At 47.5% G+C, this 15537-nt stretch carries 13 protein-coding genes; 10 read left to right on the top strand and 3 right to left on the bottom strand.

Annotation, left to right across the window (positions count from 1 at the left end; translation table 11 throughout):
* Positions 1–391: 391 nt before the first annotated feature.
* Together AB4Z30_RS07615 and AB4Z30_RS07610 are read left to right on the top strand one after the other, a co-directional pair.
* Positions 392–907 (top strand): DUF2179 domain-containing protein, encoded by a 516-nt coding sequence (locus AB4Z30_RS07615; protein ID WP_441924904.1) that lies wholly within the window; start codon positions 392–394, stop codon positions 905–907.
* 312 nt (positions 908–1219) lie between these two features.
* Positions 1220–2647, top strand: a complete 1428-nt coding sequence (locus AB4Z30_RS07610; RefSeq protein ID WP_441924902.1) for a pectate lyase family protein — start codon at positions 1220–1222, stop codon at positions 2645–2647.
* A 101-nt stretch (positions 2648–2748) separates the two neighbouring features.
* Here AB4Z30_RS07610 and AB4Z30_RS07605 read toward each other — a convergent pair whose 3' ends face one another.
* The 3 genes from AB4Z30_RS07605 to AB4Z30_RS07595 form a co-directional block, all read right to left on the bottom strand.
* Positions 2749–3726: a substrate-binding domain-containing protein gene (locus AB4Z30_RS07605; RefSeq protein WP_441924900.1), complete on the bottom strand. Its 978-nt coding sequence runs from the start codon at positions 3724–3726 to the stop codon at positions 2749–2751.
* A 245-nt stretch (positions 3727–3971) separates the two neighbouring features.
* Positions 3972–5150 (bottom strand): glycoside hydrolase family 130 protein, encoded by a 1179-nt coding sequence (locus AB4Z30_RS07600; RefSeq protein ID WP_441924898.1) that lies wholly within the window; start codon positions 5148–5150, stop codon positions 3972–3974.
* Positions 5151–5152: 2 nt separating this feature from the next.
* Positions 5153–6337 carry an AGE family epimerase/isomerase gene (locus AB4Z30_RS07595; protein ID WP_441924896.1) on the bottom strand — a complete coding sequence of 395 codons (1185 nt, stop codon included), beginning with the start codon at positions 6335–6337 and terminating at the stop codon, positions 5153–5155.
* A gap of 220 nt (positions 6338–6557) precedes the next feature.
* Between AB4Z30_RS07595 and AB4Z30_RS07590 the strand changes: the two genes are divergently transcribed.
* The 8 genes from AB4Z30_RS07590 (at position 6558) to nikD (ending at position 15528) form a co-directional block, all read left to right on the top strand.
* Positions 6558–7871: an ABC transporter substrate-binding protein gene (locus AB4Z30_RS07590; RefSeq protein ID WP_441924894.1), complete on the top strand. Its 1314-nt coding sequence runs from the start codon at positions 6558–6560 to the stop codon at positions 7869–7871.
* Between the two features lie 227 nt (positions 7872–8098).
* Positions 8099–8986: a carbohydrate ABC transporter permease gene (locus AB4Z30_RS07585; RefSeq protein ID WP_441924892.1), complete on the top strand. Its 888-nt coding sequence runs from the start codon at positions 8099–8101 to the stop codon at positions 8984–8986.
* A 35-nt stretch (positions 8987–9021) separates the two neighbouring features.
* A complete protein-coding gene (locus AB4Z30_RS07580; protein ID WP_441925354.1) occupies positions 9022–9822 on the top strand; it encodes a carbohydrate ABC transporter permease in 801 nt (266 codons plus the stop codon).
* A 50-nt stretch (positions 9823–9872) separates the two neighbouring features.
* On the top strand, positions 9873–10910 hold the full coding sequence (locus tag AB4Z30_RS07575) for a glycoside hydrolase family 130 protein (RefSeq protein WP_441924890.1): 1038 nt from the start codon (positions 9873–9875) through the stop codon (positions 10908–10910).
* Positions 10911–11193: 283 nt separating this feature from the next.
* On the top strand, positions 11194–12831 hold the full coding sequence (nikA, locus tag AB4Z30_RS07570; protein WP_441924888.1) for a nickel ABC transporter substrate-binding protein: 1638 nt from the start codon (positions 11194–11196) through the stop codon (positions 12829–12831).
* Positions 12832–12925: 94 nt separating this feature from the next.
* Positions 12926–13870, top strand: a complete 945-nt coding sequence (nikB, locus tag AB4Z30_RS07565; protein WP_441924886.1) for a nickel ABC transporter permease subunit NikB — start codon at positions 12926–12928, stop codon at positions 13868–13870.
* Entirely contained in the window at positions 13870–14697 is an 828-nt protein-coding gene (gene nikC, locus AB4Z30_RS07560) for a nickel ABC transporter permease subunit NikC (protein ID WP_441924884.1), read from the top strand. The genes nikB and nikC overlap by 1 nt, the downstream gene beginning before the upstream one ends.
* 24 nt (positions 14698–14721) lie before the next feature.
* Positions 14722–15528 carry a nickel import ATP-binding protein NikD gene (gene nikD / locus AB4Z30_RS07555; protein WP_441924882.1) on the top strand — a complete coding sequence of 269 codons (807 nt, stop codon included), beginning with the start codon at positions 14722–14724 and terminating at the stop codon, positions 15526–15528.
* The last annotated feature ends 9 nt before the right edge of the window (positions 15529–15537 follow it).

Here is a 15537-nt window from a genome sequence, read left to right as displayed (position 1 = left end):
CTGCATCCCGCTCGTATCTTACCCCCGAATCGGACTCTCGATTGCTCCATAAGGATAAGGGCTTACCCTACATCCAGTGTGGTTAATACAGCATATTCACACCTTGGCTTTTACGCCCCTGCGACCTTCGCCGGGTTGAACATCGGTTCAAACGGTTTTATAATGGCAATTCCGGCACAAACGGACCAGATCGATGCCAGAAAATTTACATCAAGCCGTTTAGGAAGAGGGCATAACGTCCAATGATGGAGATAGAGGATTGGGATGAGATGTATGTAATGATTGTATAAAATGAATAGTTCAATCTATATATTCGAAAAAACTCGCCATGCAGCATGTAACAGAGAGCCTGTTTTACTTACTGTAAAAGGCTGGGAAAGAGGGATAGCCATTGCTTAAAATATTGATATTTATCTTTTTAATTCAGATTGTATATGTTTCGGCCTACACCCTTCGCATGATCTTAACGCTCAAAGGACAGAAATACATCGCTGCCCTGATCAGTATGGGTGAGATTGTGATCTATGTGCTGGGCTTGAATCTGGTGCTTAACTATTTGAAACAGCCAGAAGCCCTCATCGTATACGCCGTGGGATACGGGCTGGGGGTACTGCTCGGTGCATGGATTGAGGAAAAGATTGCACTTGGTTACATTACCGTAAAAGTGATTTGCAACCAGATGGACGGAGGGCTGGCAAATGCTTTGCGCGATAGAGGGTACGGTGTAACCTCGTGGGTCGGCAGCGGACGAGACGGAGATCGGCTGGTCATGGAGATTTTGGCGAAACGCAAAAACCAGAAGCTGCTCTACCAGACCATTCTGGCTCTCGATCCCAAAGCTTTTGTCATTACCGTTGAGCCCAAACAGTTCCATGGCGGTTTCTGGACACGTTCCATCAAAAAGTAAAATCGGGCAGGTCTGCACTAGATGCAGTCCTGTCTTTTTTAATTTCATTTTTTCCACACACGTGTTAATCACTTTATAAATGCCTTCCCCCTACAATTCCCGTTTTACAGGTTGACCTCATACGATGCCAGGTTGTTTCGGGTACAATTTGCCTCCCGTCCGCCATGATCACAGAAATGTGAAATCAGGATTATTGTTGTAATCGATTTCAAAACTTACATTGTAAATATGTCACTTGCGACATGAACATGGTGCATAGGGCAGACAGGCAAATTCAAATTCATCATTATACTTTCGGGAGGAATCAATTCGATGAAAAAAACAGTACGAAGTTTATGCAGCACGGCTCTGGCTCTTACGCTAGGGTTCACACTATTATCCGGACCTGTGAGTGTGCAGGCAGCGGACAATGCAGATTACAATCTGACCGGTTTCTCCCAAGGCAATACGGGCGGAGGAATCATCAATGAGTCAAACACGTCCACGTATAAAAAAGTGTATAATGCCACCGACCTGGCGCTGGCTCTGAAGAAGAACTCCGGTGTCAAAGTCGTTGAAATTATGAACGACCTCGATTTAGGATGGAACGAGATTCCAAGCGCGGCGCAGACTTCACCTTTTGCCAAGCATAACGATGCCCTGACACATCCTGTATTGAAGCAGACGGGAGTCAGCAAAATTACGGTAGATGGCTTCAATGGACTGACCCTATTTTCAGCCAACGGCTCCAAGATCAAACACGCTGCCATCACGGTGAAGCGAAGCTCCAATGTGATTATTCGCAACTTAGAGTTCGATGAGCTGTGGGAATGGGATGAATCCACCAAAGGGGATTATGACAAAAACGATTGGGATTACATTACCCTTGAGGATAGTAGCGGCGTATGGATTGATCACTGCACGTTTAACAAAGCCTATGACGGACTTGTCGATTCGAAAAAAGGAACCCGTGGTGTGACCATCTCGTGGTCCACCTTCAAAGGAGATGACGGCAGCGCGAACAGCTGGGTCACCCGTCAGATTAACGAGTTGGAAGCAAACAAAGCTTCCTATCCGATGTACAACTACCTGCGCAGCAGTGCGGTGGGTCTAAGCAAGGAAGATGTCATTGCTATCGCCGGACCGCAGAAAAAAGGACATCTCGTCGGTGCGACCAGTCTAGAGTCCACTAATGCTAACCTGTCCATTACACTGCATCATAACCTGTACAAAGACATTCAGGATCGCATGCCACGTCTGCGCGGCGGTAATGCTCATGCGTATAACATCATCATGGATGCGACCGATGCACGTTCAGCCCAAGCGCGTATTACTGCTGCTATGGCAACAGCCATCGCTTCCAAAGGTTACAAATTCGGTATCACCAGCAATGGTGCCATCTCGACCGAGAGCGGCGCTGTACTGGTTGAAAAATCAGTAATCAAGGATGTGCAGTATCCTGTACGCAACAATCAAACTAACCCTGCGGATTCGACCTATACAGGTAAAATCAGCGTGCTAGATACGATCTACTCTCTGGATGGAAGCTCTTTCCGTGGCAACAGTGACACAGCGGGTAGCCCGCTGGCACCTGTTCCAGCCGTGATCATACCGTTCTCGTGGAATAGCTTTACTTCCCTGCCATACAGTTATCAGACGGATGATCCGTCTACGCTGAATGCACGGCTGACAAGTTCCAATGGTGCAGGTGCAGGCAAACTAACCTGGTCTAAAGACAACTGGCTGAAAACAAGCTACTAATTAAGCTATACAGTACACCAAAAGACCAGATGCACGAAAAAAACAAGCGGCTCCACAACAAGGTTGTGGGAGCCGCTTGTTTTTAAATTTTACTTACTCCATTAAGTCGTCAATTGGTTTTTTGATTCCGGTGCGACATTCACCGAGTCGCGATAGATAATATTGCCCTTCACATGAACACGACCGAAGCTGCGATTAGGATTATCGATCTTTTTGAGCATGGATTGAACAGCTGTGCGTGCCATCTGCTCGATATCCACCTCAACCGTGGTGAGCTTGGGTTCAGACAACATGGCGTAGATATCATTGTCGAAACCAACGACAGAGCATTGAGCTGGCACTTGAATACCCAGCGAAGTCAGCTTCTGCACGAGCAGATGAGCGACTTGATCACAGTTGCAGACAAATGCGGTTGGCAGCTGTGCGGGCAGGTCAATCTCGATAAAGGTTCCCCGTTCGTCCCGATCATTCAGGATGAGATCTGGATTCATAGGTAGCCGATGTTCCAGCAGGGATTTGTAATAACCGAGGAATCGATCCTGAATGCTACTGGTCGAATAGAGATTACCGACATAAGCAATGCTGCGGTGCCCCTGCTGAATCAGATAGTTCGTTAACTCATACGCGGCATAGAAGTTATCGGTCACCACGGAATCGATATCGGAATGCTCATCGTAGAAGTCGAGGAACATCTTTGGAACATCCATCGACTGCACCAGTTCAATATATTCTTTGCTGATCTGACCGAGCACAATGAAGCCGTCCACCTTGCTGTCACTGTACAGCTTGGGCAGGGCTAGCTCTTCTTCGTCCTCACTGTTCAAAATATGGAGAATGCCGAAGTACCCCTGATCCTCCAGATGTTTAGTGATGCGTTGGAACACGCGTACATAGAACGATTGCGTAGGCCCGGTGAACCGCTCCGGGATAATTACGCCGATATTATGGGTTAAGCCTTCCTTCATTGAACGGGCTGTGGCGTTATACCGATAACCCATCTGGACGGCAAGTTGTTTAATCTTTTCCTTTAATTCGCCACTGACACCATCTTTGTCATTTAACGCTTTCGAGACGGTCACACTGCTGACCCCGAGCTTGTCGGCGATATCCCGCATGGTGATATTGTTTTTCAGCTTTGGTCGCCTCCTTCAAGCCGGTTTAGATACAATGTGCTGCATCTATGATGACTGCTTTCTTCCAAACATAACAACAATCCATATTAGTATACCTCGTTAACAACCTGGAATAAAGCCATTCCAGGCATCGCATCACTAATTTTTGCCAAGCCCGAAAGGGGATTAAGGCTGATCTCCCAATGTTAATTTCATTGCTTTTGCAATAAACGTTCGTTCTGCTCAATCAGGTTGCCACGCTGGCTGGCACAGTCCAGAGAACGATAAGGATCAGCTGGAGTATTAAACGTGTAATCGACCAGTTGACTCAGCGTGGTTGTAGCGACATGGCAGCGTGTATCACTGGATGCATAGTAGATAAACACCTCATCCTTTTCATTGACTACAGCACCGTTGCAAAAAATGACATTGGATACATCGCCCACACGTTCATCATCATAAGGGGCGATGAAATGGCCGCCCGGCTTGGCAATGATACGTGCCGGATCGTTCAGAGCGGTTGCGAAAGTGTACAACACATACCGAAGACCAGCTGCGGTATTTCGTACCCCGTGGGCAATATGAATCCAGCCGCGGTCTGTTTTGAGCGGAGCAGGACCCTGACCGTTTTTGGCTTCATAAACCGTATGGTATTTCCTTTCATCTATAACAATCTCTTCATGAATAACGGGATTCAGGATATCCTCGCACAGACCGAAGGCAATACCACCACCGCTGCCTGTAGAGATGAAGCCATCCTGCGGACGCGTGTAGAAAGCATATTTACCATCGACAAACTCGGGGTGCAACACCACATTCCGCTGTTGCGGGGAGTTCGTTGTCACGTTAGGGAGACGTTCCCAACCGATCAGATCGCGCGTGCGAACCAGTCCCGCCTGTGCAACAGCACTGGAGGTGTCGAAGGCAGGAGCTTCCGGGTCTTTGCGTTCCGAACAATAGATGCCATAGATCCAGCCGTCCTCATGCTGAACCAGACGCATGTCATATTGATTCGTTTCCTCTGCATCAATGTCGTCCCAGATGAGCGGTTTGCCGATGAAGCGGAATCCGTCAACACCGTTGTCACTTTCGGCGAGTGCAAAGATGGATTTTCGATCCAGTCCTTCCGTGCGTACAACCATAATGTATTTGCCTTTAAAATAAATGGCTCCCGGGTTAAGTGTGGCATTAATGCCCAGACGCTCCATGAAATACGGATTTGTGGTCTCGTTCAGATCAAATCTCCAGTGCAGCGGCACATGATGGCGTGTAATAACCGGATAACGATAACGCTGGTATACGCCATTGTAGAAGGAGGAATCCACCTCATTTTTACGTGACAAAAGCTGCTCCTGCTGTTCCAGTAACGATGTATATTTTGGGTGTATCATGCTTATCCCATCCTCTCCATGAGTTCAATGCAAAACCGGCTGTTATGGTACGGGCATTTCCAAGGACCGGCGACTTCGTGCTGATCGGGTATACCCTTTTCATCAACGGCCCAGTGCCATTCACCGCCTGCGCGGAGATCAACAATATGATCCTTTGTATAACTCCACAGTCTTTCGACCTGTTCCAGAAACACGGCATCACCGGTGCGTTGATAGGCGTTATAGAGACCAACCATCGCTTCCGCTTGAACCCACCAGATGCGCATGGTATCCACATGGTGGCCTTCCTGCTCATTCATTAGTGAACCATCCGCTTGCACAGCGGAATTCAGTATGTTGTAGGCGATATCCGTGACCATGGCTGCATATTGCGGGTGATGTTCAAGCCCCAGGATCTTGAGGGCGTCGTCGATCAGCCAGCTGGCCTCGATGTCATGTCCAAACGAGCGCAGATCAATGATGGACTCCCACTTTTGGTTGAAAAATACCCCGAGGAACTTCGTGTTCTTGTCATATACCCGTTCATACAGAATCCCGAGCAGGCGTTCAAGCGCTGCTTTTACTTCAGGGTTCGGCCACACCCTGTAAAGGGTGGTGTAAGCTTCAAGCACATGGATATGGGTGTTCATCGTGTAATCCGCGATGACCCCGTTTTCACTCAGCATTTCATTAGGCTGTTCGTTCCAGTACCGATCAAATTGCTCATTGTAAGCAGGTAGTTCCGCGTTAAGGCCTTTGCTCTCAATCAGTGAAAAAATCGTTTTCGCAAGTTCCAGTGCAGAAGTGTTATCGGTTGCACGATAGTACTCACTTAGCGCATATACGCCAAAAGCCTGGGTATATACATGTTTGCTCATATCCAGCGGTTCACCAGTGGCTTCCACCATCCAGTACATCCCTCCATGCTCCCTGTCCACCAGGTGTTCAGTGAGAAAACGATAGGCATGGTCAGCATGATCCTGCCAGATTTCCTCTCCGGTCACCCGGTAGGCTGCGGCAAAAGACCAGAGTTGCCGTGCTGTAGCAATCCCACCTTTGGGCGCGTACCGGTTAACGAGCAAATCATTGCCAACCCAGCCAAAGAATCCGCCATGGTCTGTGTCTTTCAGATTAGCCCAAAACGGCAAAATCTTTGTTTTCCAATGCTCCGCGATTTCAGATTTAAGCTGAACCAACTTTTGAGTCATTCAGAGTGCTCCTTCGACAGTACATAATTACGATTGATTAAGTTATCGTTAACTTTATGGAGTAATATTAGTTCTATAAAATGTACTTGTCAACGAAATATGTCTTAATATATGGATGTTGTAATAGAATAAAATTATTGACAGGTAAGCGTTGCCATAATAGAATCTGTTTTGTAACCTTAACGATAACCTAATTAAATGTTGAGAGGGGTCGGAACAAATGCAAAAAAATAAAGGCTGGATGTTGCTGCTGACGATGCTGCTCATCACTTCGCTGCTTGCTGCATGTTCATCAGGAGGAGGGTCTTCGCAGTCGGGAGAGGAGATTAGCAAAGATCCTGCAGATATCAAGGGGGAAATTACGGTTTTGACGCAACGTACAGATATTGTTGATACCGTATTCAAGAACTATGCGGCCGAGTTCAACAAAGAGTATCCGGACGTTAAAGTGAATTTCCAGGCCTTGGCTGATTATGAGGGGCAAGTGAAAATTCGGATGAGCACCAAAGACTACGGCGATGTACTTATGATTCCAACAAGTGTTCCGATCGCCGATATCCCGGACTTTTTCGAGCCACTCGGTACGTACGATGAGCTGAAAGACAAATATACCGCCATTGAAGAGCGTATGGTGGAAGGTCAGGTATATGGAATTCCAACCGTTATTACGTTCTCCGGCATCATTTATAACAAACAAGTGTTCAAAGATGCAGGTATCAACGAACTGCCGAAGACACCAGAGCAATTCCATGCAGCGCTTCAGAAGGTGAAAGACAACACAGATGCTATTCCGCTCTACACCAACTACGCATCCGGCTGGGCACTTACTCAATGGGAGGCAGATTTGCCGACAGTTGCAGGGAGTGTGGATTATGTCAACGTAGATCAACCAAACACGGATGACAACTTTGTGCCAGGGCAGCCGCACTACGAGCTATACAAGGTGCTCTATGACACAGCCAAGAATGGCCTGATCGAGAAGGATCCAACGACTACAGACTGGGAGAGCTCCAAGGCGGATCTGGCGAAAGGCAAAATTGCAACGATGGCTCTCGGATCTTGGGCGATCACACAGATTCAAGGTATGACAGATACACCGGACAATATCGGTTTCTTGCCATTCCCGACCACTGCTAGTGATATCATCGTACCGCTGTCCGCGGACTACAACATCGGCATGAATGTGAACAGCGAGAACAAACCTGCAGCGAAGGCATGGATCGACTGGTTCCTGGCGAAATCCAACTATGCGGTTGAGCAGGGTGGAGGCATGAGTGCAGACAAGAGCGCAGAGCTGCCACCGATTCTGGATCAGTACAAAGATGTAAAATTCTCTACTTTAACTCCGGCTAAAGAGGGGCAAGAAGGATGGATGGACAAAATCGATAACGAAGGCGAGATTGGTCTCTGGCAGCCTGACTTCAAGAAACGCATTATTGAAGCAGCTATCGGTAACCGAAGCGAATCGTACGATGACATCATGAAAGACCTGAACGATAAATGGATTAAAGCGCGTGCAGAAGTCACGAAATAATAGATAAAACGAGCGTTCATACAGCAGATGTGAGCAGATGGAATGCGGTGTCGGTAGCTGTCGGGTTTTAGGGCCAGGTTCGCAGAGTATTTAAGCCATTAGTGGAATGACTAAGGCGATAACCTGTTCAACATGTATTTACTTGGCCCGCCCTGTGGTTACATCCGCGGAGCGATACGAAGCGATTATGAACCAAGGCGGCTGAACCGCTGGGAGGTGTGGGGAGCATGAAATACGTAAGACTTTCAAACTGGAGTTACTCAGCACAACGCATATTTATTATCTGTGCCTTCTCAATAATTCCGCTGGCACTGTTGTTCACGTTTGCTTATTTGCCTGTCATTAATATGTTCAAATACAGCTTTACCGACTGGAATGGATATAGTAAAAGGTTCGACTATGTCGGATTGGAGAATTACACGCGGATTTTTAGTGATCCGGAATACTTCAAAGTGTTCATTGTGAGTTTGTATTATTTCGTTGCCACTTTTGTACAGATGGGTCTGGCTCTTTATTTCGCTACAATTCTGAGTTTCAAAATCCGGGGCAAAAATTTCTTCAAAGGCATCCTGTTCTTTCCTTACCTGCTGAATGGCGTGGCCATCGGGTTCATCTTCCTTTTTTTCTTCAAACCGGACGGGACGCTCGATACACTGATGCAGGCGATCGGACTGGGACAGTACACCCAGCTCTGGCTAGGTAACCCGAATATTATTAACGTATCTCTCGCGGGTGCATCGGTCTGGAGATACATGGGCTTCAACTTCATTATCTTCCTCGGTGCGATTTCTTCCATTCCGAAGGATGTATATGAAGCTTCCGATATTGATGGTGCCAACCGCTGGCAGCAATTCCGCCATATTATTTTGCCGAGTATTACCCGTATCCTGCAGCTCAATCTGATCTTGGCCATAAGCGGCGCCATCAGTGCGTTCGATATTCCATATATTATGACCGACGGTTCCAACGGCAGTATGACCTTTGTTATTCAGACGGTTCACTTGGCATTTAAATACGGCAAACTGGGACTCGCATCAGCCATGGCTGTTGTGCTGCTTCTGATCGTTATTCTTGTGACGCTTGTGCAGCGTGTCAGCATGAAAGGAGAGGAATGAACGTGAACCCATTCAAAACGACCATCGCAAGCGTAATGAAATACGCATCTCTGATTCTGGCCGCGTTCATTGCACTTTTGCCCATCGTGGTGATCCTGTTTGCGTCCCTGAAGACCAATGCCGAATATGCCACAAGCAGTCCACTTGCCCCGCCAGCCGACTGGTTTCATTTTGCGAACTATACGAAGGCATTTGTTGATGGCAACATGCTTGTCGGTTTCAAAAACACCATTATTATTCTGATTATCTCCATCGTGGGTGCAACGTTAACGGGCTCTATGATTGCGTATGTTCTGGACCGCTTCAAATTCAAAGGTAAAAAAATCATGGTTGCCGCATTCCTGCTCGCTACCCTGATTCCGAGTGTAACCACACAAGTTGCGACCTTCCAGATTATTAACGCACTCGACCTATTCAACACACGATGGGCCGCCATCGTTATGTATTTGGGAACCGATATTATCGCGGTGTACATCTTCCTACAATTCCTTGGTTCAATCTCCAGTGCACTCGATGAATCGGCCATGCTGGACGGTGCCTCGTACTTCACGATCTATTGGAAAATTATTTTACCTTTGCTGAAACCGGCAATTGTTACGGTCATTATCGTCAAAGGCGTAAACATCTACAACGATTTCTACACGCCGTTCCTATACATGCCCAAAACCGATCTACAGGTGATATCCACTGCCCTGTTCAAGTTTAAGGGCCCCTTCGGATCACAATGGGAGGTCATCAGCGCAGGGATTATGATTGCGATTATTCCAACGATGATTATTTTCCTGCTGCTTCAGAAATACATCTATAACGGCTTTGCGCAAGGCTCCGTGAAATGATTGCATGAAAAAATTCCTTGAAATCATTCAATTAAAGGGGGAAAAGAAATATGACAGTTACAGAAACGAAAAAGGTACACATTATTGGGGATGCTTTGCCAAACATGCCGTGGGAGAATAAACCGGAAGGAACGGAAGGTCCAGTGTGGAGACACTCATTCAATCCAGTTGTACCGCGTAATCCGGTGAAAGGGGTTGCGCGTATTTTCAACAGTGCAGTTGTTCCTTATGAGGGGAAATTCATTGGTGTATTCCGCGCAGAGACGATCAATGGCCGTCCACACCTGCACATGGGTTCCAGTGAAGATGGATTGTCTTGGACAATCGAAGAAGAGCGCATTGCTTTTGTGGACGAACAAGGCAAACCGTTTATGCCGAACTACGCATACGATCCGCGTCTGGTCAAAGTGGAGGATACCTATTACATTATCTGGTGTACCGATTTTTACGGTGCGGCCCTGGGCCTTGCCAAGACGGAGGATTTCAAAACGTTTGTCCGTCTTGAGAATCCGATGCTGCCCTTCAACCGCAATGGCGTCTTGTTTCCACGCAAAATCAACGATAACTACGTGATGCTGTCCAGACCAAGCGACAGCGGGCATACCCCGTTTGGAGACATTTTTCTAAGCGAAAGCCCGGATCTGGTGTATTGGGGCAAACATCGTCATGTCATGAGCAAAGGCGGCCAAGGCTGGTGGCAATCTGTGAAAATTGGCGGTGGCCCAGCTCCGATCGAGACGTCTGAAGGCTGGCTGATGTTCTACCATGGCGTAACTGGAACGTGCAACGGTTTTGTGTACAGTATGGGGGCGGTCATTCTCGATCTGGACGAGCCGTCCAAAGTGAAGTATCGTTCATCCAATTTTGTACTGACGCCAGAGGAATGGTATGAGGAGCAGGGCTTCGTTGATAATGTTGTCTTCCCATGCGCAACCCTGCACGATGCCGATACTGGACGAATTGCCATTTATTACGGTGCAGCTGATACCTATGTAGGTGTGGCCTACACAACGGCCCAAGAGATCGTGAACTATGTCAAGGAAACGGATGAAGTGATCGCTGGCGACCGCGAGGAAGGCAAACTATAATGAGTCTCTGCAACGGGTAGAACTGAATTTTATACGTAAGACAGCAGCAGGTGTATGTGAAGATGAATTATAAAGAGAATATGCAGTAAATATGCATATATTCACCTAATAAAGCCTCTCCTCTTATGGGGAGGGCTTTTTTGGTTATTTAATGGGCATACATATTATGTCGATTTTTGTTGACAAAAGGGAGGCTACTTCATATTCTTAATGAATATGAGAATCATTATCATGGTAATGGTCAGGTAAAGAATGAGAGAAGAGAGAAAAGGGGTTTATATCTATGTCAGTGCAACAACGTAAGCGCTCTACCCTTATAATGATAACTACACTGCTGTTGGTGTTGATCATCGCGGGTTGCAGTAATAAAGAGAACAGTTCGGCATCTTCTTCAGCTTCAGGAGATCAGGCGGCTTCAGCGAAGTCGATTACGATGTCATGGCCACGGGATATCGGCACGATGAATCCACATACGTACAATCCGTCCCAATTGTTTGCCCAATCCATGATCTATGAGCCGCTGGTGAGTTACCAGAAGGATGGCAAACTGGAACCTGCCCTTGCCGAATCATGGACCATCTCCGATGATGGCAAAGTATATACATTCAAGTTGCGCCAAGGGGTGAAATTCTCCGATGGAACGCCTTTTAATGCTGAAATTGTGAAAAAGAATTTTGACTCCATTATGATAAATAAAAAAACACATAGCTGGCTGGGCATTATCGGCGTGCTGGGCAAGACAGAGGTCGTAGATGACCATACGTTCCGCATGACACTTACCGAGCCGTATTATCCTGTACTTCAAGATTTGTCTGTTGTTCGTCCGTTCCGTTTCCTAGGTGCGGCTGGATTCCCGGATGATGGGGATACATCCAAAGGCATCAAAGTACCGGTAGGTACGGGCCCGTGGATGCTGGCTGATTATAAGCAGGATGAGTACGCTGTCTTCAAGCGTAACCCGAATTACTGGGGAACGGCACCTGCGTTCGATCAGATTACGGTCAAAATTATCCCTGATGCAGAGACACGTGTGCTTGCTTTTGAAAAAGGTGATCTGGATCTGATTTACGGTGAAGGTATGATCAGTCTGGATGCATTCCAGCAGCTTCGTGAGAACGATAAATATGTAAGCGAACTGTCTGATCCTGTAGGTACTCGTGACCTGCTACTTAACTCTTCGAATCCGAAGTTGTCTGATGTGAGAGTGCGGAAGGCACTTCAACAGGGCTTCAACAAAAAAGCGATGGTGGAAGGCGTCACGTCGGGTCTGGAAGAACCTGCTGATACCGCATTGTCCAAAAACTATCCATATACCAATGTGGATCTGAAACCGATTGAATATAACGTGGAGCAATCCAAAGCATTGCTGGATGAAGCAGGCTGGAAGCTGCCAGCAGGCGGAACCGTGCGTGAGAAGGATGGACAGAAGCTGGAATTCGAATTGATTTTTGATAAAACCGATCCGATTCAGAAAGCGATGGGCGAAACCATTCAGGCTGAATGGAGCGAGCTGGGGGTTAAAGTAAACCTTACCGGACTTGAACTAACGGTACAGATTAAACGTCTGAAAGCCAATGATTTCGATCTTTACTTCTGGTACAATTACGGGGCACCATACGATCCGCATTCCTTCATTAACGTCGTAGCAAGCCCGGGATTCGGAATCTCCGAGACACTTACTGCTTTGCCGATGAAAAAGGAACTGGACGAGCAGGTGCATGCAGCACTGTCTTCTACAGACGAGAAGAAACGTCAGGAACTGTATACATCCATCCTGACGACTTTGCAGGAGCAGTCGGCGATTGTACCGATCTCTTATGTGAAGAAAACGGCCGTATATCAGAAGAAAATTTCTAAATTTGTCTTCCCGGCCAATCGGGATGAGAATCCGTTTGTGGGGATGCAGTTAAGCAATCCATAATCATAGTTGATGAACGTTAAAAACGTAGTAATGAACACGTAACACATCAGGCAACAAGAGCTTGTGTGGCATGGTAAAAGGGGAGGAAAGTTTGGTGATCGGCTATATAGGTAAACGAATGATCGCGATCATTCCTATCGTTTTTATCGCTACACTTGTGACTTTTGGGCTGATTCATATTTCACCAGTTGATCCAGCCGAGGCGTATCTAACCGCAGCGCATATCTATCCAACACCCGAATTGCTGGCGGAGAAGCGGCATGAATTCGGTCTGGATCGACCTTTGCTTACTCAGTATGTGGATACGTTGAAGAGAATAGCCCAGCTGGACTTTGGTACCTCGTATCTCACGAATAAACCAGTGATCGATGAGGTCAAAGATAAGTTCCCAGCTACAGCAGAACTGGCCTTGTGGAGCATTTTATTCTCTGCACTGGTGAGTATCCCTCTGGGGATTTTGGCGGCGGTATACAAAAATAGCTGGATTGACATGGTCAGCCGGGCCATCTCTTATTTTGGTGCTTCCATTCCGCAGTTCTGGCTCGGGTATCTGCTCATTTTCTTCTTTGCCGTGAAACTGGACTGGCTTCCCGTCGAAGGGCGCGGCTCTTGGGAGAATCTGGTGCTGCCTACGCTTACGCTTTCTATGGTGATGATTGCGCTATACACCCGCATGTTGCGTACCAGTGTGCTGGAACAATTGCAGGAGGCGTATGTGCAGTACGCCAGAACCCGCGGCATTCGTGAACGGGTTATTATGCTGAAACATGTACTCAAGATTGCCATCACCCCGTTTATTACAGGAATGGGCATGACTATGGGCAGGCTGTTAACAGGAACAATTATTGTAGAACAGGTCTTTTCGTGGCCGGGTTTCGGGCGTTATTTTGTAGAAGCCATCTTCAACCGAGATATTCCCGTGATCCAATGTTATGTCTTTATTTCGGCATGTCTGTTCATCGTGTGTAATCTGATCGTTGATCTGGTACAGCTGTATATGGACCCGCGGATTTCGGCGAAAGGACGGGCAGAGCATTGATGAACCGATGGCGAACGATATTTCGAGGGAAAAAAATAATTTGGATTTGCGCTGCGATTATACTGCTTTTCTTCATTCTGGCATTAATGGCTCCATGGATCGCACCGCATGATCCGGTCAAAGTTAACCTGTTGCAGAAGCTAAAGGACCGATCTGCCGATCACTGGCTCGGCACAGATCATCTGGGCAGGGACAATCTCTCCAGACTTCTTTATGGAGCACGGATTTCGATTGGATTTGCAACGATGATCTTCCTGTCGTCTTTGGTAATCGGGCTTATCGTTGGGTCGATCTCCGGTTATCTGGGCGGCTGGATTGACAATGTACTGATGCGTTTATGTGAAGGCATATTGGCATTTCCACAGCTGGTTCTGGTGCTGGGCATCGTCGGGATCTTCGGTCCAGGTCTGATGCAGATTCTGCTGGCGCTCATGATGGTACAGTGGGTGCATTATGCGCGTATATGCCGAAACATGGTGGTTAGCTTGAAGGAACGGAACTTTATCGCAGCCGCTCGAATTAGTGGTTCCTCCACCTGGACGATCATTCGTAAACATATCATTCCCAATGTACAGCGCCCCATCGTGGTAATGGGTACACTGGAGATGGGCTGGGCGATTATGGATATCTCGGCGCTATCCTTCCTCGGACTTGGCATTCAGCCGCCTAATGCGGAGTGGGGAGCGATGATTCATGAAGGGACAGGATATATTCGCAGTCATCCGGAGCTGATGATCTATCCAGGTGTAGCCATTCTGCTGGTGGTAATGACGTTTAACATTTTGGGAGAAGCTTTATCTGATCGTTACGGTATTTCCAAAAAATAAACTGGACAAGGGGGGAATGTGACGATGGACGATGCGGCGATTGTACTTGAAGTGCGTGATCTAGAGGTTAAGCTCAAGACAGCGAAGGGAGCCGTCCCGTTACTGGAACCTGTTCAGTTTAATTTGAAAAAGGGGCAGGTCTTCGGCCTGGTTGGTGAGAGTGGCTGCGGCAAAACGGTGACGTGTAATGCGCTGCTGCGCTTGCTTCATCCGCGCAGGATGGAATCGTCAGGCAGTGTTCGTCTGAACGGAATGGAGCTCAGTAACTTATCCCAAGAGGAGATGCGGCGCATACGCGGCAAGGATATCGGATTTATTATGCAGAATCCGATGAATGCTTTTACCCCGGTGTATACGATCGGCTCTCAATTCATTGAAACGCTGCGAACTCATACGAAGATGTCCAAAGCAGAGGCGCGGGAACAGGCGATTGCCGCGCTGGCTGATATGAAACTTCCAGACCCGGCAAAGCTGATGAAACGTTATCCGTTCCAGCTGAGCGGAGGCATGTTGCAACGAGTGATGATTGCCGTATCCATGTGTCTGCGGCCTGCTTTGGTTATAGCAGATGAGCCTACAACAGCACTGGATGTCGTGAATCAGTTGAATGTGCTCCGGGAATTGGATCGGCTTCGCAAGGAGCACGGTACGTCTATTTTGCTCATCTCGCATGATCTAGGTGTTATCTCACAGATGGCAGACGAAGTGGCGGTTATGCAGAAGGGGCGGATCATCGAGCAGGCAGATGTGTATCAATTGTTTGATCATCCGCAGCATGAGTATACTCGGATGCTGCTCAATGCTAGGCCGAAGTTGTCACTTGCTCACTAGAAGTGGTCT

The organism is Paenibacillus sp. 2TAF8 (genome assembly GCF_052114825.1).
Lineage (GTDB): Bacteria > Bacillota > Bacilli > Paenibacillales > Paenibacillaceae > Paenibacillus.
Note: the sequence above shows the minus strand (reverse complement) of the source record. Positions and strands in the feature narration are given on the sequence as shown.

What these genes read in the sequence shown, in the direction of transcription:
- AB4Z30_RS07610 (WP_441924902.1), top strand. Translation starts at nt 1,220, where the DNA reads ATGAAAAAAACAGTACGAAGTTTATGCAGCACGGCTCTGGCTCTTACG.
- AB4Z30_RS07600 (WP_441924898.1), bottom strand. Translation starts at nt 5,150, where the DNA reads ATGATACACCCAAAATATACATCGTTACTGGAACAGCAGGAGCAGCTT.
- AB4Z30_RS07595 (WP_441924896.1), bottom strand. Translation starts at nt 6,337, where the DNA reads ATGACTCAAAAGTTGGTTCAGCTTAAATCTGAAATCGCGGAGCATTGG.
- AB4Z30_RS07590 (WP_441924894.1), top strand. Translation starts at nt 6,558, where the DNA reads ATGCAAAAAAATAAAGGCTGGATGTTGCTGCTGACGATGCTGCTCATC.
- AB4Z30_RS07585 (WP_441924892.1), top strand. Translation starts at nt 8,099, where the DNA reads ATGAAATACGTAAGACTTTCAAACTGGAGTTACTCAGCACAACGCATA.
- AB4Z30_RS07580 (WP_441925354.1), top strand. Translation starts at nt 9,022, where the DNA reads ATGAAATACGCATCTCTGATTCTGGCCGCGTTCATTGCACTTTTGCCC.
- AB4Z30_RS07575 (WP_441924890.1), top strand. Translation starts at nt 9,873, where the DNA reads ATGACAGTTACAGAAACGAAAAAGGTACACATTATTGGGGATGCTTTG.
- nikA (WP_441924888.1), top strand. Translation starts at nt 11,194, where the DNA reads ATGTCAGTGCAACAACGTAAGCGCTCTACCCTTATAATGATAACTACA.
- nikC (WP_441924884.1), top strand. Translation starts at nt 13,870, where the DNA reads ATGAACCGATGGCGAACGATATTTCGAGGGAAAAAAATAATTTGGATT.
- nikD (WP_441924882.1), top strand. Translation starts at nt 14,722, where the DNA reads ATGGACGATGCGGCGATTGTACTTGAAGTGCGTGATCTAGAGGTTAAG.